Below are 19,632 nucleotides of genomic sequence, written 5' to 3' on the forward strand. Positions count from 1 at the left end.
TGTCCCGTGGGACTGGTGGGCCGGGTACCCGAGGTGGTCGCCCTCGACCGGCTGCGCGCCGCCGCGGCCGCCGGGAAGGGCGCCGCCGCGCTGCTCGTCGGCGAGGCCGGGATCGGCAAGACCGCGCTGGTCGAGGAGGCGGTGGCCCGGGCCGCCGCGGCCGATGCCACGGTGGTCACCGGCCGGGCGGTGCCCGACGAGGGCGCGCCCGCTTACTGGCCGTGGCTGCGGCTGCTGGAGGACGCGCCGGGACTCTCCCCGGACCTGCTGACCGCGTCCGCCGCCGAGGGGGAATCCCCGGCGGCGGTCCGTTTCCGGGTGGCACAACGGACCGTGCGCGCCCTGCGCGAGGCCGGCCACCTCGTGCTGGTGCTCGAGGACCTGCACTGGGCCGATGCGCCGTCCCTAGCGCTGCTGCGCCTGCTCTGCCGCGAGCTGCCCCGCACCCGGCTGCTGGTGATCGGCACGGCGCGGCCGCCGTTCCCGCTCGATGACCTGCCCGGCGCGGAGGTGCTGCGGCTGGAGCCGTGGGAGCCGGCCGCCGTCGGCGCCTACCTGACGCAGGAGGCCGGGCCCGGCGTGCACGGCTCCTGGCCGGCCGCGATGCACCGGCTCAGCGGCGGAAACCCACTCTACGTAAGGGAATTGACCCGGCAGCTGGAGCGTGCGGACCGGCTGCGGCGCCCGGCCGGCGGCGTCGGGGTGCCCACGGAGCTGCGGCGCCTGGTCGGCCGGCGCACCGCGCAGCTCGGACCGGCCTGCCGCGAGCTGCTCGGCGGTGCCGCGGCCCTGGGCGCCGAGATCGACGTGGCCGTGCTGCGGGCGGCGGCCAGAGATCCGGCGGCCGTGGACGACCTGCTCGCCGAGGCCCTCGACGCAGGCGTGCTGATCGAGGACCCGTGGCGGCCGGCGCTGCTGCGCTTCGCGCACGAACTGGTCCGCCAGGCCCGCTACGACGATCTCGCCCGCGCGGAGCGGATCGCCTGGCACGGCGGCCTGGCCGACGCGCTGACGGCCGCCGGCGCCGCCCCGGCCGATGTGGCCCGGCACCGGGTCCGCTGCGCCGTCGACGCCCGGTCGCGCCAGGCGGGCGTCGAGGCCTGCCGGGCGGCGGCGGCCGCGGCCCTCGACCTCGGGGAGGTGGTCCGCTGGTTCGGCCACGCCGTCGACCTGGCCGACGAGCCGGTCGATCGCCTCGCCCGGGCGACGGCGGCGTACGCCGACGGCCGCCTCGACGTGGCGATCGCCGACTGCGCGGCGCTGCTCGACGTCGCCGAACGCGCCGGGCGGCCGGATCTCGCGGTCGAGGCGGCGCTGGTCGTGCGCGGTGTCGCCGGTCCGGTGGCCCCGGCGTTGCTGCTGCTCTGCGAGCGGGCCCTGGCGCTGGCCGGACGGCACCCCCGGGTCCTCGCCCAGTTCGCCTTCCTGCTCGCGGAGAGCGGCGACGCGACGCGGGCGGAACAGATCGGTGCCGAGGCGATGGCGCTGGCCGAGGAGTCCGGGCGCCCCGACGACCTGGCCGCCGCGGTGCACGCCCGGCATCAGGTCATCGACCCGTTCGAGCAGCCCGGCCTGGTGCTCGAGCTCGCCGACCGCAGCTGTTCGCTCGGCCGCCCGGACGCCGAGCTGTGGGGCCGCATCTGGCGCATCGACGCCTACCTGATGCGGGGCGACAACGCCGCGGCCGAGCAGGAGACCGTCCGGCTCGGCACGCTCGCCGACCGGCTCGGCTGGCCCCTCGCCCGCTGGCATCTGCTGCGGGCGCGGGCCGCGCGGGCGGTGCTGGCGGGCCGGTTCGCCGAGGCCGATGAGCTGGCGCTGGAGGCCCGGGAGGTCGCCGTCCGGATGCAGGATGGCACCGCGGTCCCGCTCTACCACGCGTTCGCGGGCGGGCTGGTGCTGCACACCGGGGACTCCGGGCGGTACCTGGCCGCCATCGCGGAGCTGATCCCGGCCGCGCTGTCGCTGCCGGTCGCGGCGGCCCAGCTGGCCCGGACGGCGATGGACGCCGGCGCCGACGAGACGGTCGAGCTGTGCTGGCAGAGCCTGCGGCCGGTGCTCGCGGACCTGCCGGCCGATGCCCGCCGCTCCTACGTGCTCATCACCGCGGGGGAGGTGGCGGCCCGGCTCGGCGACCTCGACGCGGCCCGCGACTGCTACGACCGCGCGGTCCGCTACGAGCACACCTATCTCAACAACACGACGAGCTGCTACGGCGCGACGGCCCGGTCGCTCGGCACCATCGCGTCGGCGCTGGGCGAGCACGACACGGCGGTCGGCCATCTGCGCACCGCGGTGACGATGGACGCGGGTTCGCCGCCGTTCCTCGCGCACGCCCGGCTTGGCCTGGCGCGCGCGTTGATCGCGCGGGCCGCGCCGGGCGACCGCCACCAGGCCCGGGACCTCGCGGCGGCGGCCGCGCGCGACGCCCGCCGGCTGGGCATGCCGGGCGTCGCGGCGGCGGCGCGGGCCCTGGCCGAGGAGGCGGCGGGGGTACGCGCCGGAGCGGCCGCGCTGACCGCCCGCGAGCGCGAGATCGCCCAGCTGGTCGCCGAGGGCCTCGCCAACCGGGCCATCGCGGCGAAGCTGGTGCTCTCCGAGCGCACGGTGGAGACCCACGTCCGCAACCTGCTGGCGAAGCTCGGGCTGAGCAACCGGACCCAGGTGGCGTCGTGGGTACGTACCGTTTCTCAGCGGTAGCACTGAGTGCCCGCGCCGCCGGGGCGGCGAGGCTTGAAGGCATGACACCTGACCTGGAAACCGACGTCCGGCCCGGCACCTACCGCATCGATCCTCGCCGCTCGACCGTCCGGTTCACGGCGACGCACGTCTTCGGCCTCAAACCGGTCGACGGCACCTTCACGGTCCGCGCGGGCACGCTGGTCGTGGCCGAGAGACCGGAGCAGTCCACGGCCTCCGCCGAGCTGGACTCGGCCAGCTTCACCACCGACGACAAGCGGCGGGACTCCGATGTCCGCGGCCGGCGCTTCCTGGCCGCGGACACCTACCCGGTGATCGGGTTCCGCAGCACCGGCCTGGCCCGTACGGCCGGCGGCTGGCGGCTGACCGGCGTGCTCGGCGTCCGTGGCGGCTCCGCCCCGATGGTCCTCGACGTCGTGGACGCCGCGCCGGCCGGCGACGGCTACCGGTTCCGGGCGACCGCGCTGGTTGACCGGGTGGCGGCGGGCGTGACCGCGGGTCGCGGGATCATCGCCCGGCAGGTCCGGGTGACCGTGGAGTGCTGTGTGGTCCCCAGCGGCGCCGGGTGATCCTTGAGGGCGCGCATCCGGCATGACAGCGCAGAGCCCGCCGCGGCCGGGACCGTGGCGGGCTCTGCTACTGCCGGATCCCCGGGGATCCGGCGATGACTTGCTAGCGGGCCGCCCGGCTGCGTGCCGAGAAGGCGGCCGCGCCGCCGCTCGGCGACTGGCTGGTGTGCACCGCGGTCGATCCGGTCCCGCCGCGGCGTCCCCGGGAGGACCCGCCCTGCGAGTGGCCGGCCTGCGCGTGACCGCCCTGCGACCGGCCGCCGCCGCCCTGGCCGCGGCCACCGGACCGGGCGGGCTGCTCGCCGCTCCCGCGTGCGGCGCCACCGGTGCGTGTGCCGCCCGCGCCGCGGGTGGCACCCGCGGTCCGGGTGCCCGCCGGGTGGGCCGCTCCGCGCGGGCGCCGCGAACGACCGCCGCCGCCACCGCCGCCGGTGGACTCGGACTCCGGCTCGGCCACCGGGGAGACCGGCGCGCTGAACGTGCGCTCGCCCGGCGCCAGCTGCGCGAGCAGGGCGTCGCCCGGGCGGGCCTTGGTCGTGGTGGGCTTGATGCCCGCCTTGCGGGTCAGGTCGCGCACGTCGCTCTGCTGGTCGTCGGTCATCAGCGTGATGACCGTGCCCTGCGCGCCGGCCCGTGCCGTACGGCCCGAGCGGTGCAGGTAGGCCTTGTGCTCCACCGGCGGGTCGGCGTGGATGACCAGCGCGATGTCGTCGACGTGGATGCCGCGGGCCGCGATGTCCGTGGCCACCAGCGTCTGCGCGCTGCCGTCCGAGAACGCCGACAGGTTGCGGTTGCGCGCGTTCTGCGCCAGGTTGCCGTGCAGCTCCACCGCGGGCACGCCCGCCTGGACCAGCTGACGCGTGAGCGTCTTCGCCCGGCGCTTGGTGCGGGTGAAGATGACCGTGCGGCCCGGCGCCGCCACCAGGTCGACGAGCACCGGGAAGCGGTCGTCGTGGCGCACGTGCAGCACGTGGTGGGACATCTCGATCGGCGCCTCGGCCGCCGAGTCCACGTGGTGCGTGACCGGCTTGTGCATGAAGCGCTTGACCAGCACGTCCACGCCGCCGTCCAGCGTCGCGGAGAAGAGCATGCGCTGGCCCTCGCGGGGCGTCGCGTCCATCAGCCGGCGTACCACCGGCAGGAAGCCGAGGTCGGCCATGTGGTCGGCCTCGTCCAGCACGGTGATCTCGACGGAGTCGAGGCTCGCGTAGCCCTGCTGCAGGTGGTCGGCGAGCCGGCCGGGGCAGGCGACGAGCACGTCGACCCCCGCCTTGAGGCCGCGGATCTGCGGGTTCGCGCCGACGCCGCCGAAGACGGTGAGGGTGCGCAGGCCGAGGACCTCGGCGAGCGGTGCGAGGGTCGCCTCGATCTGGGTAGCGAGCTCGCGGGTCGGCGCCAGGATCAGCGCGCGGGGCCGCATCGGGCGCCGCGGGGCGTTGCTGGCGGCGAGCCGGGCGAGGACGGGCAGCACGAAGGCGTACGTCTTGCCGGAGCCGGTGCGGCCGCGGCCGAGCACGTCGCGGCCGGCGAGCGAGTCGGGCAGCGTGGCGGCCTGGATCGGGAAGGGGGAGCTGATGCCGCGGGCGGCAAGGGCCGCGGCGAGCTTGGTGGGCACGCCGAGGTCGGTGAACGAGGCCATGTAGGTGTGAACTCCGAAGTTTGAAGGGGTCGTCCTGCCCGGCGCAGACCTACACGGTCGCGGCGCGTGGTGGTCGATCCAAAGGCGGCCCGAGGCAGAACTGGGCGGGCCGCGAGATCAAGTGTACGCGGTGATCCGCTGCAACCTCGCTGCACCCGTGTGTGACCTGTCGTGCACCTGTGGGCGGCCACCTTTCTCCTCAGTGCCGGACTCCCCCCGCCGGCCAGGTACTGCGAGGAGTGACCCCCATGAGCGGAGAGCTTGCCTTCGACCGTCGTCGCGAGGATGTCGTACGGGCGCACATGCCCCTCGTCGGCCACCTCGTACGGGAGATGCTTGCCCGGGTCCCGGCCCATGTGAACCGCGACGACCTGCTCTCCGCGGGTTACGCCGCGCTGGTGGCGGCCGCCCGTGGATTCGACGACGGGCGTGGCGTTCCGTTCGCCCGGTTCGCCGCCGCGCGGGTACGCGGTGCCCTGCTCGACGAGCTGCGCGGCCTGGACTGGGCGAGCCGGTCGGTGCGGCAGCGGGCCCGGCGTACCGACAGCGCCCGCCAGGAGCTGACCGCCGAGCTGGGCCGAATGCCGTCGGCCACCGAGGTGGCCGCCCGCCTGGGCTGTTCGGTGGAGGACGTCGAGTCGGCCGACGACGACGTGCAGCGCGCGGTCGTGTTCAGCCTCCAGGGCTTCGCCACGGCCGGCGCGGACGACATGGTCACCGAGCCGAGCGCCGGTCCGGAGGAGATTCTGATCCGCCGGGAGCGGCTGGGCTACCTGCGGCACGCCGTCGAGGTGCTGCCGGAGCGGCTGCGCGCGGTCATCACCGGGTACTTCTTCGACGAGCGCCCGATGGCGCAGATCGCCGTCGAGCTCGGCGTGACCGAGTCGCGGGTGTCGCAGCTGCGCGCCGAGGCGCTGGCGCTGCTCAAGGACGGCCTCAACACCCATCTGGACCCGGCCCTCGCGGCCGAGAGCCCGGCCAAGGAGGGCTGTGTCGCCCGCCGCCGGTCGGCCTACTTCGACGAGATCGCCACGCACGGCACCCTGCGGGACCGGCTCGCGGTCACCGGCGTCGACGGGCTGCCGGTAGCGGCCTGAGGCCGGCCACGATGGACCGGCCTCCTAAACCGAACTTGCGGGGTTACGCGTTGGCGCAGGTGCCGGCCTTCTTCTGGGCCGCGATCGCCTTGTCGGCGCCCTTCGAGTAGAGGTCGAGGCCCTCCTTGGCGGGCTCGAGCTTCCAGGCGTCGACCTCGTAGACCATGGTGTACGACTGCGCCGCGACGAGCTGCTTCGCGATCACGACCGCGCGGTCGGCGCCCTCCATGCGGGCGCTGGTGAGCTGGATCGCCAGACCCTTGCGGGAGCAGGCGGTGTTCAGCTTGACGTAGTCGTCCTTGCTGATGGCCTTCTTGCCGGCCGCGGTGTAGAGCTCCCAGGCGCCGGCGAAGTCGCCGCCGCTGAAGCGGTCGAACACGGTCTGCGCGGCGGCCTTGGCGCCTTCGATGTTCTTGGGCTCGGGGCCGCCGGGTGCGGCCGCGGCGGCGTTGCCGGCGGGGGCGTCGGCCTTGTCGTCGGAGCAGGCGGACGTGAGGGTGATAGCGGCGACGGCGATGAGCGCCAGCGCGCCGAAGCGTCGGAACGGGTGGCTGTGGTTCATGCACCGCTTAATGTCGATGGGCCGCCCGGCGTAACGGGCGAAGGCCTGCGGTGACGGATTCCTTACACTTGCCCGCACGGGCCGTAACCCTCGTGGCCGTGTCGCCGCCCGACATAGACATCAGCTATTCTGAGCGTTTCCATGGAATCAAAAAAGCCACCCTCAAAGGGTGGCTGACCTCGGAATGCTACCACAACAGGGAGTAGCTTTGTCAAGCTCCGCCGGCAGTACGGAAACACTGCGGAACGACGACATCGAGTCTGAAAAGGCCTACCTCGCGACGCTCTACGACCGCCTCGACCTGCTGCGTGAGCAGGCCGACGAGCGGTTGCGGGCGATCCTGCTCGAGGCGGGCGGCACGCCGCAGGGCCGCTCCCAGCGGGAGGCGACCCGCAGCCACTGGGCCGAACAACTCGCCCAGATGAATGCGGTCGAGAATGGTCTGTGTTTCGGCCGGCTCGACTTCGCCGCCGACAATCCGCGCTACATCGGCCGGATCGGGCTTTTCGCCGAGGACCGCGGGCGGGATCCGCTGCTCGTCGACTGGCGGGCCCCCGCGGCCCGGGCGTTCTATCTCGCCACCGCCGTGTCACCCGAGGGGGTGACCCGCCGGCGTCACCTGCGTACCCGGGGCCGCGAGCTGACCGGCATCGACGACGAGGTGCTGGACCTGGCGGCCGGCGCGGCCGGTGGCCGGGAGGACGTCACCGGCGAGGCCGCGCTGCTCTCCGCGCTCACCGCCCACCGCACCGGGCGCATGCGCGACATCGTCGAGACGATCCAGACCGAGCAGGACGAGGTGATCCGCGCCGGGCTGCCGGGCGTGCTCGTGGTGCAGGGCGGGCCCGGCACCGGCAAGACCGCCGTTGCGCTGCACCGCGCCGCGTACCTGCTCTACACGCACCGCGCCCAGCTGACCAAGCAGGGCGTGCTCATCCTCGGGCCGAACGCGACGTTCCTGCGCTACATCTCCCAGGTGCTGCCCTCGCTCGCCGAGACCGGTGTGTTGCTCGCCACCCTCGGCGACATGTTCCCGGGGGTGACCGCCCGGGCCGCCGAGGCGCCGGCCGCGGCCGCCCTCAAGGGCCGCACGGACATGCTGGAGGTGCTCGCCGCCGCGGTCGCCGACCGGCAGACCGTGCCGGACGACCACGTCGAGATCGACCACGACGGCTTCCCGCTGCGCATCGAGCGGGCGGTCTGCGAGGACGCGCGCGCCGAGGCCCGGCGTTCGGGGCGCCCGCACAACCTGGCCCGGTCGATCTTCGTGACCGCGGTCATACACACCCTGTCGCTGCAGATCGCCGAGCGCATCGGTGCCGATCCGCTCGGCGGCGACAACCTGCTCGAGGAGGCCGACCTCGCCGAGACCCGCCGCGAGCTGCGCGAGGACACCGACGTGCAGGCCGCGCTCTTCGACCTGTGGCCGGTGCTCACCCCGCGGCAGGTGCTGCGCGATCTGCTCAGCGACGCCGACCGGCTGGCGTCGGCCGCGCCCGCGCTCACCGACGACGAGCGCGGGCTGCTGCTGCGCGGGCGCCGGGCCGGCTGGACGCCGGCCGACGTGCCGCTGCTCGACGAGCTCGCCGAGCTGCTCGGGGTCGACGACACCCTGCGGGCCCGGGCCGTGGCCCGCGAGCGCGAGCAGGCGATCGAGTACGCCGAGGGCGTGCTCGAGATCGTCGAGGGTTCCCGCTCGCTGGACTTCGAGGACGAGGAGGAGGAGGTGCTCTCCGCGATCGACGTCGTGGACGCGAGCGCCTTCGTCGAGCGCCACGAGGTGATCGACACCCGGACCGCGGCGGAGCGTGCGGCCGCGGACCGCAACTGGGTCTTCGGCCACGTGATCGTGGACGAGGCGCAGGAGCTGTCGCCGATGGCCTGGCGGCTGCTCATGCGCCGCTGCCCGAGCCGGTCGATGACCGTGGTCGGTGACGTGGCGCAGACCGGCGAGCTGGCCGGGACGACGACCTGGGAGCAGGTCTTCGAGCCGTACGTCGCGCAGCGCTGGCGGCTGGCCGAGCTGACCGTGAACTACCGCACCCCGGCAGAGGTGATGGCGGTGGCCGCGGACGTCCTCGCCGCGGTCGACCCGTCGCTGCGGCCGCCGCGGTCGGTGCGGACGGCCGGCGTCGAGCCGTGGGCGGCCCGCGTGCGGCCCGCCGAGCTGGCCACGGACCTGATCGCCGCGGTACGCCGGGAGGCCGCCGCGGTGGCGGGCGGCCGCGTGGGCGTCCTGGTGCCGGCGGCGATCGAGGACGCCCTCGGCCGCGAGCTGACGGCGGCGATCCCGGAGGCGGCGGTCGGCGAGCAGCCCGACCTGCTCAACCACATCGTGCTGATGACGGTGCGGCAGGCGAAGGGCCTGGAGTTCGACAGCGTGATCGTGGTCGAGCCGGACCAGATCATCGCTGAGAGCCCGCGCGGCCTGAGCGACCTCTACGTCGCGGTGACCCGTTCGACCCTCGCCGTCGGCGTGCTGCACACCGCCGACCTGCCGAAGGTCCTGAACGCCCTGGCCTGAACGGCGAAGAAGGGGCCGGCGCGATCGCGCCGGCCCCTTCTGTCGTGCGTAGCTCAGGCGGCCGCCGGGTTCTGGACGGCCAGCGGCGACAGGCCCTGCACGTTGGTCAGCGCCAGCCGCGAGTGCAGGTTGGTGTTGCCGGCGATCGTCGCGTAGTAGGTGGCGCGGCGGCGCGCGACGATGCTCTCCGGGTTGGCCGGGTCCGGCGCCAGGTCGGGGTCGAGGTGCGTGTTGAGGCCGTCCTTGAGCAGCGACAGCGCCTCGGCGCGCAGCTGGCTGATCCGGCTCTCGGTCACGCCCAGGTCGGCGGCGATGTCCGCCATCGGCCGCTCCCTGAGGAAGTACTCGGTGACGACGGTCTGCAGGCGCTCCGGCAGCGACGCGATGGCGTGGTGCAGGTAGCCGATCTGCTCGCGGCGCAGCAGCATGTCCTCCGGGCCGGGGGTGCGCTCGGTGACCAGGTCGTCCGCGCTGCTGGTGGTGAAGCCCTGCAGCGAGAGCACGGTCGCGCGCTGCACGTCGTTGTCGGTCTGGTGCAGGTCCGTCGTGGTGGTGCCGAGCGCCTGCGCCAGCTCCTCGTTCGTCGGCGTGCGGCCCAGGGTGGTCGTCAGGTTCTGCCGGGTGGTGTCAGTCATCCGGGCCTTGGTGCGCACCGAGCGGGTCGCCCAGTCCAGCGAGCGGAGCTCGTCGAGGATCGCGCCGCGGATGCGGGTCGTCGCGAAGCGGTGGAACGGGATGCCGCGGGTCGGGTCCCAGCCGCGCGCCGCGGTCACCAGCGCGTGCAGTCCGGCACTGGTGAGGTCGTCGCGGTGGATGTGGTTGGGGATGCGGGAGAGCATGTCGCGCACCAGGTGGCCGACCAGCGGCATGTGGGTGCGGATCAGCTCCTCCTGCTCGGCGGCGGAGAGAGCCGGCACCGCGGTCGCGTTGTCGGCAGTGTTGTCGGCAGCGGTCGTCATGGTGCTGGTCATGTGAATCCCCCGTGTGTTGTCGGTGGCCCGCGGCTGGTGGCCCACCGGCTGACAAGGGGAACTTTGGGTGACTACGGGTGCATGGCCCGGTGGCGCAGCGTTGCCGCCTGGTTGCTTCGTCTCATTCGCTCAAGTCGCCCTCGCGGCGATGTCGGCCGTCGCCAGGTCCCACACGAAGCGGGCCGGCGCGAACGCCTCCGCGTAACGGACCCGGGCCTGTGCGCCGAAGTGCCGGGCCGTGCCGGTCGGCAGCTCGGGGTCGACCGGGTGCGGCGCCACGGCGAGCGCGGCCAGCTTGCGTCCCAGGTACGGCGAGATGTCGACGAACAGCGCCGGGGCGAAGCTCAGGGTCGAATCGACGGCGTAGTGCAGGATTCGGCCGCTGTGCCGGGCGGCGGCGAGCGTGGCCACGGCGGCGGCCCGGTGCTCGGTGTCGGCGTCGTCGGGCGCGTGCACGTAGATCACGTCGGCGTCCACGCCGGTGAGCACGTTCTCGATGGCGGCGACGGTCATGCCGTCGGGGGTGACCGGGCCGGATCCCCAGGGCTGGTCGGGGCGCGGGCGGTGGATGCGGCGGTCGCCCGGGCCGCGGCTGAGCGCCCGGCGGTCCCCGGAGCGGCGCTCGGCGGCCTGCGGTCCCCAGACGAGGAGGCAGTCCAGGGCCCGTGCGGCGGCCTCCGCCTGCCTGCTGCGTTCGGTGTCCGGCCCGTCGCAGGTGAGCACCAGCATCGTGACGGAGTCGCCGGCGGCCCGGTGTGCGGCCAGGGTGCCGGCGCAGCCGAACTCTATGTCGCCGGGGTGGGTGCCGACGGCCAGCACGCTGCGTGTCATGCCGCGCCCTCCTTGGGGATGCCCTCCCGGCCCTCGCTGCGGTCGGTCCGCGGGGCGAATGCTCGGCGCATGTCGGCCTCCGGGGCGACTCAGCGCCGCCGAGGGGGTTCGGCGACGCTGAGTCCCATCGGCCGGTGGGTGCGCGGCTTGAGGGTTGTGGCGCGGCTGCGGCAGGCTGGTCGGTATGGATCTGACCGATACCGGCACCGTCGTCACCGTGATCGCCGGGGTGGCCATGCTCGCCGGGATCCTCGGAGTGGTGATCCCGGTGCTGCCGGGCCTGCTGCTGTGCTGGCTGGCGGTGCTGCTCTGGGCGATCCTCGGCGAGGTCGGCAGCGGCCGCTGGGTGGTGCTGGGGCTGGCCACGGCCATCGCCGTCGGCGGCACGGTGGTGAAGTACCTGTGGCCGGGCCGCCGCCTGAAGAGCACCGGCGTGCCCACGTCCTCGATCCTCGCCGGTGGCGTGCTCGGAGTCGTCGGCTTCTTCGTGGTGCCGGTGGTGGGCCTGGTGCTCGGCTTCGTCCTGGGCCTCTGGCTGGCCGAGCGGGCGCGGCTCGGCCCGGGCCGAGCCTGGCCGTCGAGCCGGCAGGCCCTGGCCGCGGTGGGCCTGTCCCTGCTGGTGGAGTTCGCCGCGGCGCTCGGCATCGCGGTGATCTGGGTCTTCGGCCTCGTCGCGGCCTAGGGGGACATCACACCCGTATCAGCGCGAAAGCGGACGCCGCCGCACCCGACGGCGCCGGCGCTGGGTGAGCAGGAGCAGCAGCGGGGTGGCGGCGAGCACCACCGCGATCACCGCGGCCATGCCGAGCGACAGGCCGGGGTCCGTCGCCGCCCGGGCGGCCGCGGCGGCCGGCCGGCCCTGCGCCGGTGCGACAGGTGCGGCGCTCTCGTCGGCGGCCGTGCCCGGCGCGCCGGCGCCGTCGGGCGCGACGAGCTTGCCGACCGAGGCGTCCTCGGGCAGCGCGAAGCCCCAGTCCAGCAGCGCGGCGCCCTGCTGCCAGCCGCGCAGCGGTGCGGCCTCGGCGCCCAGCACGGTCGCGACCAGGCGGCGGCCGTTGCGCTCGGCGCCGCCGACATAGCTGTGCCGGGCCAGGGTGGTGAAGCCGGTCTTGCCGCCCAGGGCGCCCTCGTAGTTGTAGATGAGCTTGTTCTCGTTCTGGATCTGGAACCCGCCCTTCTTCAGCTTCTTCTGGGCGGGGATCCGGGCGGTCTCGGTCAGCGCGTACTTGCGGAAGCCGGGTTTGGCGAAGCAGGCGCGGGCGATCAGCGCCAGGTCGTAGGCGCTGGTGAACTGCCCGGGCCCGTCCAGCCCCGACGGGGTCACCGCATGGGTCTGGTACGCACCCAGCCGCTTCGCCTCGGCGTTCATGTCCTCGATCGTGGCCGGCAGCCCGCCCGTACCGCCGCCGAGGCGGGCCAGCGCGTTCGCCGCGTCGTTGCCGGAGTTGAGCAGCAGGCCCAGCCAGAGCGTCTCGATGCTGTACCTGCCGCCCTTGAGCAGGCCGACCGCCGAGCTGTTCACCTCGATGTCGAGGTCGCCGTCCGTGACGGTGATGACCTGCTTCGGGTCGAGCTTGTCCAGGACGGTCGCCACCAGCAGCAGCTTCTGCACGCTGGCCGGGGTGCCGTACACGTGCGGGCCGCACCCGCCGAGCACCTCGCCGCTGTCCAGGTCGGCGACCAGCCAGCTGGTGGCGGTCAGCGCCGGAGGCCGGGGACTGCCCGCCGGGACGACGAGGCCGTCGGTGGCGAGGCCGTCGCCGCCGACCGCGCGCAGCACCGGGTCGTCCGGTGGCGGGCTGGGCCGGGCCGGGCGTCCCTTGGGCGGCTTCACCTTGGGCCGGGGGCAGGGGATGGTCTCCACCCTGCGAACGCCGGGCTGGGCAGCGGGCTGGGCCGCGCCGGGTAGGGCCGCATCGGCCGGGCCCGGGAGGGCGGCGGCCGCCGGGAACGCGGTCACGGCCGCGGTCAGTGCCGCCACGACGCGCTGCCGGACCGTGGGAGGGGCACAGCCCCGCATCACGGTCACCCGGCTTCCGCGTCGAGCCGGCGCCGCAGCAGCTCGGCCAGGGGCATGGTCTCGCCGTCGCCGCCGCCGGCGCCCACGATCAGCCGCGGCGTGCTGGGTGACACGTCGGCGCCCGTGAAATAGGCCCGCAGCGACGAGGGCACGGTAAGGACGTAGTAGCGGCCGTCCTCGCCGACGGCGACCGAACGGTTCGCCTTCAGGTACCAGCCGCGCAGGCGCGTCCGGTAGGTCGCGCGGCCGTCGAACGAGCGGGCGCTGAGGCCGGCGGGCGGCAGGCCACGCTCGGCGGCCGCCCGCACGAAGTCGGCGAGCAGCCTGCCGGCCTGCTCGGCCTCGGCGGCGCGGCCTGCCTCCAGCGCGGCGGCGTGGCCCGCGACGGCCTGCCGGCGCTGCTCGTGCCAGACGGCACGGTCGTCGTCGGCGTTCATGGCGACGACCCTAACGGCATCCGGGCGTACTCAGCCACCCGGGTTTTGCCGCCGCCCTTCGCGGATCGGGTCCGGCGGCGATTCACCCTGGAATAGCAAGGTCGCAATTAGTGAAGGTCGCGCGCTAATTGCCCCGAGTCGCCGATATTCTGTGAAATCCCGGAGAACTGTTGCGCGCGGAGTCGTGACAGGCGAGACTGAGCGCGGTTCTTCGGATTACGTCAGGAGTCGTTATGGCGCGGCAGGTAATCACCACCCTCATCGACGACCTCGACGGAAAGCCGGCCGACCGGACGGTCGAGTTCAGCCTCGACGGGACGAGCTACACCATCGACCTTTCCGAGGCCAATGCCGGCAAGCTCCGTAAGGCGCTGGACCCGTTCATCAACGCGGGTACCCGTATCGGTCGCGGTGGTTCCGGTCGGGGCGCGGCCCGGCCGGCGAGTGGGACCCGCACGGCCGGCAGCCGCGACGAGAACAGGCAGATCCGGGAATGGGCGGCCGAGCACGGCCACCAGATCTCCGAGCGCGGACGGATCCCGCAGAGCGTCAGCAGCGCCTACCGGGCGGCGCACGGCCGCTGACCGCCGGCGCACCCTGATCGCATCGACCGCGGCAATGCCCGCGGTCGATGCGTCGTATCCGGGTACCAGGGCGCCGAATGCCGCGCCGGGCCCGCCGGCGGGCCCGCGGGTCACCGGCACCCGGCCACACGCGCGTGGCGCGAGCCGGCTCCGGCCGCGCGGTATCGCCGCGAGCCCGGCAAGGGCCGTCCCGGCCGCGCCGCAAAGGTGCGGACGCACCCGCATAGGGCCGGTACCGGTGCCGGAAAGGCCCGCCGCCTAAGGCCGGGAAAGCCTTCGCGAGCGTTAAGGCGGCTCGTGGTGCGTTAAAGCCCGGCCCAGCGTTCGTTAAGGATGGCCCAGCGTGTGTAAAGCATTGCCCAGCGTGGCGTAAAGGGGACGACCGGGCGTGCGTATTGGGCCGGCCCGGTCCGGAAAGTCCGGGCCCGGGCCGAAAGGCCGCCGCCGCACAGTGGCGCCCGGGACCGGGCCGGGTGGCGGTGCCGCCAAAGACCCGGGCAACGCCCGCCGGATGGGTCGCCGCCGGGTGCCGGTGCGCGGGAGCCGCCGGGGATTCCGGGCCGGCGGTGAAGTGCGCACTCCGCCCGATCCGGCGCCGCGCCCCGGCGGGAAAGGGCCGCAAGGATTCCGGCCAAGACGCGCGGGCGGCTCAGGAAGTGCGCAGTTCCGGCAGCATCGGCGCGACCATTTCCAGCACCTTCTCGTCGCCGGCATACCACCCGCTCGGCCGTGGCCAGTGCGCGATGACGTCGGTGAAGCCCAGCCGCGCCGCCCGGCCCACCGCGTCCGCGAAGGCATCCGGGCTGCTCAGCGAGAGGACCGGCGACGAGTCGAGGTTGAGGTAGCGGTCGAGCGTACGGCCCGCCTCCGCCTCGGCCTCGGTGAAAGCGGCGCTCACCTCGGCGATCGAGCGCCACCAGGCCTGCTCGTCGTCCAGCGCCTGCGCCCCGGTGGTCACCCAGCCGTCGCCGTACCGTGCGGCCAGGCGCAGGGCGCGCGGTCCGTTCGCCGCGACCACCAGGGGCGTCCGCGGGCTCTGCGCCGGGCCGGGGGTGCTGCGGGCGTCGACCGCCTGGTAGTAGTCGCCGGCGAAGTCGACCCGGTCGTTGCTCAGCAGGAGGTCGAGCAGCGTCAGGAACTCGGCGAACCGGTCGACCCGGCGGCGGGGTGTCAGCTCGGGCCGGCCCAGCACCTCGGCGTCGAAGCCGATGCCGCCGGCGCCGACACCCACCAGCAGCCGGCCCCGGGAGATGTCGTCCAGCGCGGTGATCTCCCTGGTGAAGTGCACCGGGTGCCGGAAGTTCGGCGATGCCACGAAGGTGCCCAGCCGGATCCGGTCGGTCACCATCGCCGCGGCGGTCAGCGTCGGCACCGCGTCGAACCACGGCCCGTCCACGAGGTCACGCCAGCCCAGATGGTCGTAGGTCCAGGCGTGGTCGAAGCCGTACTGCTCCGCCCTGCGCCAGCGGCCGGACGCCACGGACCAGCGTTGGTCGGGGAGGATCACGATGCCGATGCGCACTTCAGGACGCTACCTCACGCCGAACGCAGGCCCTCCACGCCGTCCGCGACACCGGGTTCGGCGGCCGCGTCGAACGCCTCCAGGGCGAGGACCAGGTCGGCGCGGCGGGCCGGGCTCATCCGCTCCAGCACCTCGGCGAGGGCCGCGCGGCGGCGGTCCCGCAACTCGTCCAGCAGCCGCCGGGCCGCCGGGGTGAGCAGCAGCCGGACCTCCCGGCGGTCCCGGGGATCCGGCACCCGGCGCAGCAGCCCGGTCGCCTCGAGGCGGTCGCAGAGCCGGCTCGCCGACGAGGGGACCACGTCGAGCGCCTCCGCGAGGCGGCTCATGTTGGTCTCCGGGTTACGGGAGAGGATCGTGAGGACACGCAACTGCGCCGGGGGCACCACCGGCGACTGCGCCAGCCGGGCGCTCTCCAGGACGCCGAGCAGTGACTCGACCGTCGACTCGACCGCCGCGGCGACGTCTGTGAGGCGCTCCATGCCGGTCCTCTGAGTTGCGGGAACTGTCAGCGTCACCGTACCGACTGCCCGGGCGACCGGCGGCGGTAGCGTCCGGATCAGTGCGGTCGCGCCCCGGATTCACCGCGCGGGCTCAGGGCGAGGCGGGCCTCGCGGCGAGCGCGAACGACTTCTCGAAGTGGATCAGGCTGCCGCGGCGCGGGGTGGACTGCATCCGGACGTTGTCGCTCAGCGCCCTGATCAGGAACAGGCCCCGTCCGCGGTCGCTGTCGCGGTCCGGCCCGGCCACCGCGGACGCGTCGAAGCCCGCACCGTTGTCGGAGACGTCGATCGCGCAGCGGTCCGCCGCGACGTCGAGGCTGACCTCGATCCCGTCGGCGCCCGCGGCGTGCTCGACCACGTTGGCGCAGGCCTCGGTCAGCGCGAGTTCCAGGTCGTCGCCGTCCTGGCGGGGCACGTGGCACAGCGACAGCGTGCAGCGCAGCAGCCGGCGGACCGTGGGGACGCTGCCGGCCTCGCGGGGCAGATTCAGTCGTACCGAGATGCGCATGCTGCTCCCGTCCCGCTCGTGGTGCGGCTCTCGCCATCTGTCTGTGCCCGCTCAGCCCCGGGCTAACCCCGGGTGTGGCCGGCAACGCGCCGCGTGGATCCGGAACCGGCCGCCCGAAGTTCCTGTTATCGCGGGCCGTTCGGCCGGTCTCCCTTCCCGTGTTCGGCAAAACGCCGCACCCGAGCGATGATCGATGCCCCACGGAGAGGTCACGACACCAATGGCGTTTCAACCGGACACGGCGACGGTGGTCGCCGCCCGCGCGGGCGACCCGGCCGCGGTCGACCGCCTCGTCGCCGGATACCTGCCGCTGGTGTACACGATCGTCGGCCGGGCCCTGGACGGGCACGCCGACGTCGACGACGTCGTGCAGGACACCATGCTCCGGGTGCTGCGCAACCTCGGCGACCTGCGCGACCCCGAGGCGTTCCGGTCCTGGCTGGTGGCGATCACGGTGCGCCAGGTCCGCGAGCGCTACCGGATCCGCCGCTCGGCGCCGGACGTGCTGCTGCCCGACGACCTCCGCGACCCCGGCGCCGACTTCACCGACCTGGCGATCACCCGCCTCGAACTGGCCGGGCAGCGTCGCGAGACCGCCGAGGCGACCCGCTGGCTGGACGAGGACAACCGCGAGTTGCTCTCGCTGTGGTGGCTGGAGGCGTCCGGCGAGCTCACCCGCGACGAGATCGTCTCGGCGATCGAGGTGTCCCGGCAGCACGCCGCGGTCCGCATCCAGCGCATGAAGGGCCAGCTGGAGACGGCCCGGGTGGTCGTCCGGGCGCTGGCGGCGACGCCGCCCTGCGCAGAGCTGGGCCTGGTCACCGCCGACTGGGACGGGCGGCCCGGCGCGCTCTGGCGCAAGCGCATCGCCCGGCACACCCGGGACTGCCGGCAGTGCTCGCCGGCCTGGTCGGGCCTGGTGGCGGCGGAAAAGCTCCTCGTCGGCATGGCGCTCGTACCGCTGCCGCACACGTTCGGCGGCGGCGGACCGGCCGTCCTCGGCGGAGCGCACGCCGCGCCAGCGGTCTCCGGGAAGGCGCTGGCCGCGGTCAAGGGCGGCGTCGGCGTCGGACGGCGGGTGCTGACCGCCCTGCTGGCGACCGGCGCGGTGGCCGGTACCGGCGCGGCCGCGGTCGTGTTCACCGGCGGCGACGAGCCGGTCGTCGGCGCGGCGGCGGTGTCGACCGCGGCACCCGCGCCGAGGCTGTCCCTGCCGGCGCCCACCGCCGCCCCGGCGTCGCCGTCGGCCCGGCCCTCGGCGGCGAGGACGAGGACCAAGGCGCCCGCGGTGCCGGTACCGCCCGCCGGCCACTCGGCGAAGAAGGGCGTCGGCACCTGGCGGTTCGACGGGATCAAGGGCGCGCTCGGCGACGTCGGCGCGGGCTGGTACTACAACTGGTCGCCGGACGACGACTCCATGCCCGGGCCCGCGGACGTCGAGTTCGTCCCGATGATCTGGGGCAGGGCGAACGTCACCGCCGCGACCCTGGCCAAGGCGGAGCGGGAGGGCGAGGTGCTGCTCGGCTTCAACGAACCGGACATGCCCGGGCAGGCCGACCTGAGCGTCGAGGACGCCCTCGCCGCCTGGCCGCGGCTGGAGGGCACCGGCATGCGGCTGGGCAGCCCCGCGGTCGCGTACGGCGGTGACACCGCGGGCGGCTGGCTGGACCGGTTCATGAAGGGCGCCGAGGCCGGGGGCCTGCGCGTCGACTTCATCACCCTGCACTGGTACGGCTCCGACTTCAGCGACGCCGCGGTCGCCCAGTTCCTCGGCTACGTCGACGCCGTGCACGCGAGATACGACCTGCCGATCTGGGTCACCGAGTACGGCCTGACGAACTTCACCGGCGCACCGAAGTACCCGACGGGCAAGCAGCAGGCGGCGTTCATCAAGGGCACCACCGCCGGGATGCAGCGACGCTCCTACGTCGAGCGTTACGCCTGGTTCGGCCTGCCCGCCGTCGGCGACAGCATCGACTTCGGTCTTTACCGCGACGCCGCGACGCCGACCGAGGCGGGTAAGGCGTACCGGGCCGCGGGATAGGTCCGCAGGATAGGGTCGGATCATGATTCGGTTCGGCTACAAGGCATCGGCGGAACAGTTCGCCCCGCGCGAGTTGCTCGGCTACGGCGTCCAGGCGGAGCAGCTGGGCTTCGACTCGGTCTTCGTCAGCGACCACCTCCAGCCTTGGCGGCACGACGGCGGGCACGCGCCCGCCGCACTGCCATGGCTCGGCGCGCTCGCGGCGGGCACCGAGCGGGTGCTGCTCGGCACGAGCGTGCTCACCCCGACCTTCCGCTACCACCCCGCCGTCGTCGCGCAGGCCTTCGCCACCCTCGGCTGCCTCGCGCCCGGCCGGGTCATCCTCGGCGTCGGCTCGGGGGAATCGCTCAACGAGGTCCCGCTCGGCCTGACGTGGCCGGACGGCAAGGAGCGCTTCGCCCGCCTCAAGGAGGCGGTCACCCTCATCCGCCGGCTCTGGACCGAGGACCGGGTGACGTTCGAAGGCGCCTTCTACCGCACCGAGGTGGCCACGATCTACGACAAGCCCGAGCAGCCGGTGCCGATCTACATCGGCGCGTCCGGCCCCGCCGCGACGCGGCTCGCCGGGCGCATCGCCGACGGCTTCATCACCACCAGCGGCAAGGGCCACGAGCTGTACACGCAGACGCTGCTCCCGGCCGTACGGGAGGGCGCGGAGAAGGCGGGCCGCCCGCTGGACGACCTCGATCTGATGATCGAGGTGAAGGTCTCCTTCGACCCGGACCTGGAGAAGGCGCGCAACGACACCCACTACTGGGGTGCGCTGGCGCTCTCGCCCGAGGAGAAGACCGGCGTCGAGGACCCGATCGAGATGCAGCGTCGCGCGGACGCGCTGTCGGTCGACCGCACGGTGACCCGCTGGATCGTCTCGTCCGACCCGGAGGAGCACGCGGCGAAGGTGGCCGAGTACCTCGACATGGGCTTCAAGCACCTGGTCTTCCACGCGCCGGGCCCGGACCAGGACCGCTTCCTGCGCGTATACGGCGAGGAGATCCTGCCCCGGCTGCGGGACCGGGCCAAGAACGCCTAGGGGTGTCTCGCGGATCACGGCGTCGCCGAGCCGAGGTCCAGGTTTCGCGTCGCAAGCGGGGTGGAAGGTCGAATACCGGTGTTGTATTCGGCCT

General features: G+C 74.1%; 17 protein-coding genes. 8 read left to right on the forward strand and 9 right to left on the reverse strand.

Going from position 1 to position 19,632, the window contains the following annotated elements:
- Positions 1-6: 6 nt before the first annotated feature.
- Both AB0B58_RS40545 and AB0B58_RS40550 read left to right on the forward strand, forming a co-directional pair.
- Positions 7-2,700, forward strand: a complete 2,694-nt coding sequence (locus AB0B58_RS40545; protein WP_360236093.1) for an AAA family ATPase — start codon at positions 7-9, stop codon at positions 2,698-2,700.
- A 41-nt stretch (positions 2,701-2,741) separates the two neighbouring features.
- Positions 2,742-3,269, forward strand: a complete 528-nt coding sequence (locus AB0B58_RS40550) for a YceI family protein (protein WP_360236096.1) — start codon at positions 2,742-2,744, stop codon at positions 3,267-3,269.
- Positions 3,270-3,372: 103 nt separating this feature from the next.
- Here the strand turns inward: AB0B58_RS40550 and AB0B58_RS40555 are convergent, their stop codons facing one another.
- Entirely contained in the window at positions 3,373-4,908 is a 1,536-nt protein-coding gene (locus AB0B58_RS40555; protein WP_360236099.1) for a DEAD/DEAH box helicase, read from the reverse strand.
- Between the two features lie 248 nt (positions 4,909-5,156).
- On the opposite strand from AB0B58_RS40555, the gene AB0B58_RS40560 reads away from it, so the two are divergent.
- Positions 5,157-6,005 (forward strand): sigma-70 family RNA polymerase sigma factor, encoded by an 849-nt coding sequence (locus AB0B58_RS40560; RefSeq protein ID WP_360236102.1) that lies wholly within the window; start codon positions 5,157-5,159, stop codon positions 6,003-6,005.
- Between the two features lie 43 nt (positions 6,006-6,048).
- On the opposite strand, the gene AB0B58_RS40565 is transcribed toward AB0B58_RS40560, so the two are convergent.
- Entirely contained in the window at positions 6,049-6,567 is a 519-nt protein-coding gene (locus AB0B58_RS40565; protein WP_360236105.1) for a hypothetical protein, read from the reverse strand.
- 184 nt (positions 6,568-6,751) lie between these two features.
- On the opposite strand from AB0B58_RS40565, the gene AB0B58_RS40570 reads away from it, so the two are divergent.
- Positions 6,752-9,091 (forward strand): ATP-binding domain-containing protein, encoded by a 2,340-nt coding sequence (locus AB0B58_RS40570; RefSeq protein ID WP_360236141.1) that lies wholly within the window; start codon positions 6,752-6,754, stop codon positions 9,089-9,091.
- Positions 9,092-9,144: 53 nt separating this feature from the next.
- Here the strand turns inward: AB0B58_RS40570 and AB0B58_RS40575 are convergent, their stop codons facing one another.
- Positions 9,145-10,062, reverse strand: a complete 918-nt coding sequence (locus tag AB0B58_RS40575; protein ID WP_360236108.1) for a FliA/WhiG family RNA polymerase sigma factor — start codon at positions 10,060-10,062, stop codon at positions 9,145-9,147.
- Positions 10,063-10,191: 129 nt separating this feature from the next.
- The gene (locus tag AB0B58_RS40580) at positions 10,192-10,893 is read right to left on the reverse strand and encodes a PIG-L family deacetylase (RefSeq protein WP_360236111.1); all 702 of its coding nucleotides are present in this window, start codon (positions 10,891-10,893) and stop codon (positions 10,192-10,194) included.
- 184 nt (positions 10,894-11,077) lie between these two features.
- Between AB0B58_RS40580 and AB0B58_RS40585 the strand changes: the two genes are divergently transcribed.
- Positions 11,078-11,575 carry a DUF456 domain-containing protein gene (locus AB0B58_RS40585; RefSeq protein WP_360236114.1) on the forward strand — a complete coding sequence of 166 codons (498 nt, stop codon included), beginning with the start codon at positions 11,078-11,080 and terminating at the stop codon, positions 11,573-11,575.
- A gap of 18 nt (positions 11,576-11,593) precedes the next feature.
- On the opposite strand, the gene AB0B58_RS40590 is transcribed toward AB0B58_RS40585, so the two are convergent.
- Both AB0B58_RS40590 and AB0B58_RS40595 read right to left on the reverse strand, forming a co-directional pair.
- Positions 11,594-12,913 (reverse strand): D-alanyl-D-alanine carboxypeptidase, encoded by a 1,320-nt coding sequence (locus AB0B58_RS40590; RefSeq protein ID WP_360236144.1) that lies wholly within the window; start codon positions 12,911-12,913, stop codon positions 11,594-11,596.
- 5 nt (positions 12,914-12,918) lie between these two features.
- Complete coding sequence (locus tag AB0B58_RS40595; protein ID WP_360236117.1) at positions 12,919-13,350, reverse strand: hypothetical protein; 432 nt, start codon at positions 13,348-13,350, stop codon at positions 12,919-12,921.
- Between the two features lie 233 nt (positions 13,351-13,583).
- Here AB0B58_RS40595 and AB0B58_RS40600 point away from each other — a divergent pair, with 233 nt between their 5' ends.
- Positions 13,584-13,934 (forward strand): Lsr2 family protein, encoded by a 351-nt coding sequence (locus tag AB0B58_RS40600; RefSeq protein WP_360236120.1) that lies wholly within the window; start codon positions 13,584-13,586, stop codon positions 13,932-13,934.
- 649 nt (positions 13,935-14,583) lie between these two features.
- Here AB0B58_RS40600 and AB0B58_RS40605 read toward each other — a convergent pair.
- The 3 genes from AB0B58_RS40605 to AB0B58_RS40615 all read right to left on the reverse strand — a co-directional run bounded on the left by AB0B58_RS40605 (position 14,584) and on the right by AB0B58_RS40615 (position 16,464).
- Entirely contained in the window at positions 14,584-15,456 is an 873-nt protein-coding gene (locus tag AB0B58_RS40605) for an LLM class flavin-dependent oxidoreductase (RefSeq protein WP_360236123.1), read from the reverse strand.
- A 14-nt stretch (positions 15,457-15,470) separates the two neighbouring features.
- Positions 15,471-15,935 (reverse strand): MarR family transcriptional regulator, encoded by a 465-nt coding sequence (locus tag AB0B58_RS40610; RefSeq protein WP_360236126.1) that lies wholly within the window; start codon positions 15,933-15,935, stop codon positions 15,471-15,473.
- Between the two features lie 112 nt (positions 15,936-16,047).
- Entirely contained in the window at positions 16,048-16,464 is a 417-nt protein-coding gene (locus tag AB0B58_RS40615; RefSeq protein WP_360236129.1) for an ATP-binding protein, read from the reverse strand.
- A gap of 220 nt (positions 16,465-16,684) precedes the next feature.
- Here AB0B58_RS40615 and AB0B58_RS40620 point away from each other — a divergent pair, with 220 nt between their 5' ends.
- Together AB0B58_RS40620 and fgd are read left to right on the forward strand one after the other, a co-directional pair.
- Positions 16,685-18,508, forward strand: coding sequence for a sigma-70 family RNA polymerase sigma factor (locus tag AB0B58_RS40620; protein WP_360236132.1), 1,824 nt, complete (start codon positions 16,685-16,687; stop codon positions 18,506-18,508).
- A gap of 22 nt (positions 18,509-18,530) precedes the next feature.
- Complete coding sequence (gene fgd, locus AB0B58_RS40625) at positions 18,531-19,538, forward strand: glucose-6-phosphate dehydrogenase (coenzyme-F420) (protein ID WP_360236135.1); 1,008 nt, start codon at positions 18,531-18,533, stop codon at positions 19,536-19,538.
- Positions 19,539-19,632: the final 94 nt, after the last annotated feature.

This window comes from Actinoplanes sp. NPDC049118 (genome assembly GCF_040648555.1).
Taxonomy (GTDB): Bacteria; Actinomycetota; Actinomycetes; order Mycobacteriales; family Micromonosporaceae; genus Actinoplanes.

Excerpts from the sequence above, each read along its gene's own strand:
- AB0B58_RS40570 (WP_360236141.1), top strand. The coding sequence starts at position 6,752 with ATGCTACCACAACAGGGAGTAGCTTTGTCAAGCTCCGCCGGCAGTACG.
- AB0B58_RS40615 (WP_360236129.1), bottom strand. The coding sequence starts at position 16,464 with ATGCGCATCTCGGTACGACTGAATCTGCCCCGCGAGGCCGGCAGCGTC.
- AB0B58_RS40550 (WP_360236096.1), top strand. The coding sequence starts at position 2,742 with ATGACACCTGACCTGGAAACCGACGTCCGGCCCGGCACCTACCGCATC.
- AB0B58_RS40575 (WP_360236108.1), bottom strand. The coding sequence starts at position 10,062 with ATGACCAGCACCATGACGACCGCTGCCGACAACACTGCCGACAACGCG.
- AB0B58_RS40560 (WP_360236102.1), top strand. The coding sequence starts at position 5,157 with ATGAGCGGAGAGCTTGCCTTCGACCGTCGTCGCGAGGATGTCGTACGG.
- AB0B58_RS40595 (WP_360236117.1), bottom strand. The coding sequence starts at position 13,350 with ATGAACGCCGACGACGACCGTGCCGTCTGGCACGAGCAGCGCCGGCAG.
- AB0B58_RS40600 (WP_360236120.1), top strand. The coding sequence starts at position 13,584 with ATGGCGCGGCAGGTAATCACCACCCTCATCGACGACCTCGACGGAAAG.
- AB0B58_RS40610 (WP_360236126.1), bottom strand. The coding sequence starts at position 15,935 with ATGGAGCGCCTCACAGACGTCGCCGCGGCGGTCGAGTCGACGGTCGAG.
- AB0B58_RS40585 (WP_360236114.1), top strand. The coding sequence starts at position 11,078 with ATGGATCTGACCGATACCGGCACCGTCGTCACCGTGATCGCCGGGGTG.
- AB0B58_RS40590 (WP_360236144.1), bottom strand. The coding sequence starts at position 12,913 with ATGCGGGGCTGTGCCCCTCCCACGGTCCGGCAGCGCGTCGTGGCGGCA.
- AB0B58_RS40580 (WP_360236111.1), bottom strand. The coding sequence starts at position 10,893 with ATGACACGCAGCGTGCTGGCCGTCGGCACCCACCCCGGCGACATAGAG.
- fgd (WP_360236135.1), top strand. The coding sequence starts at position 18,531 with ATGATTCGGTTCGGCTACAAGGCATCGGCGGAACAGTTCGCCCCGCGC.
- AB0B58_RS40565 (WP_360236105.1), bottom strand. The coding sequence starts at position 6,567 with ATGAACCACAGCCACCCGTTCCGACGCTTCGGCGCGCTGGCGCTCATC.
- AB0B58_RS40555 (WP_360236099.1), bottom strand. The coding sequence starts at position 4,908 with ATGGCCTCGTTCACCGACCTCGGCGTGCCCACCAAGCTCGCCGCGGCC.
- AB0B58_RS40620 (WP_360236132.1), top strand. The coding sequence starts at position 16,685 with ATGGCGTTTCAACCGGACACGGCGACGGTGGTCGCCGCCCGCGCGGGC.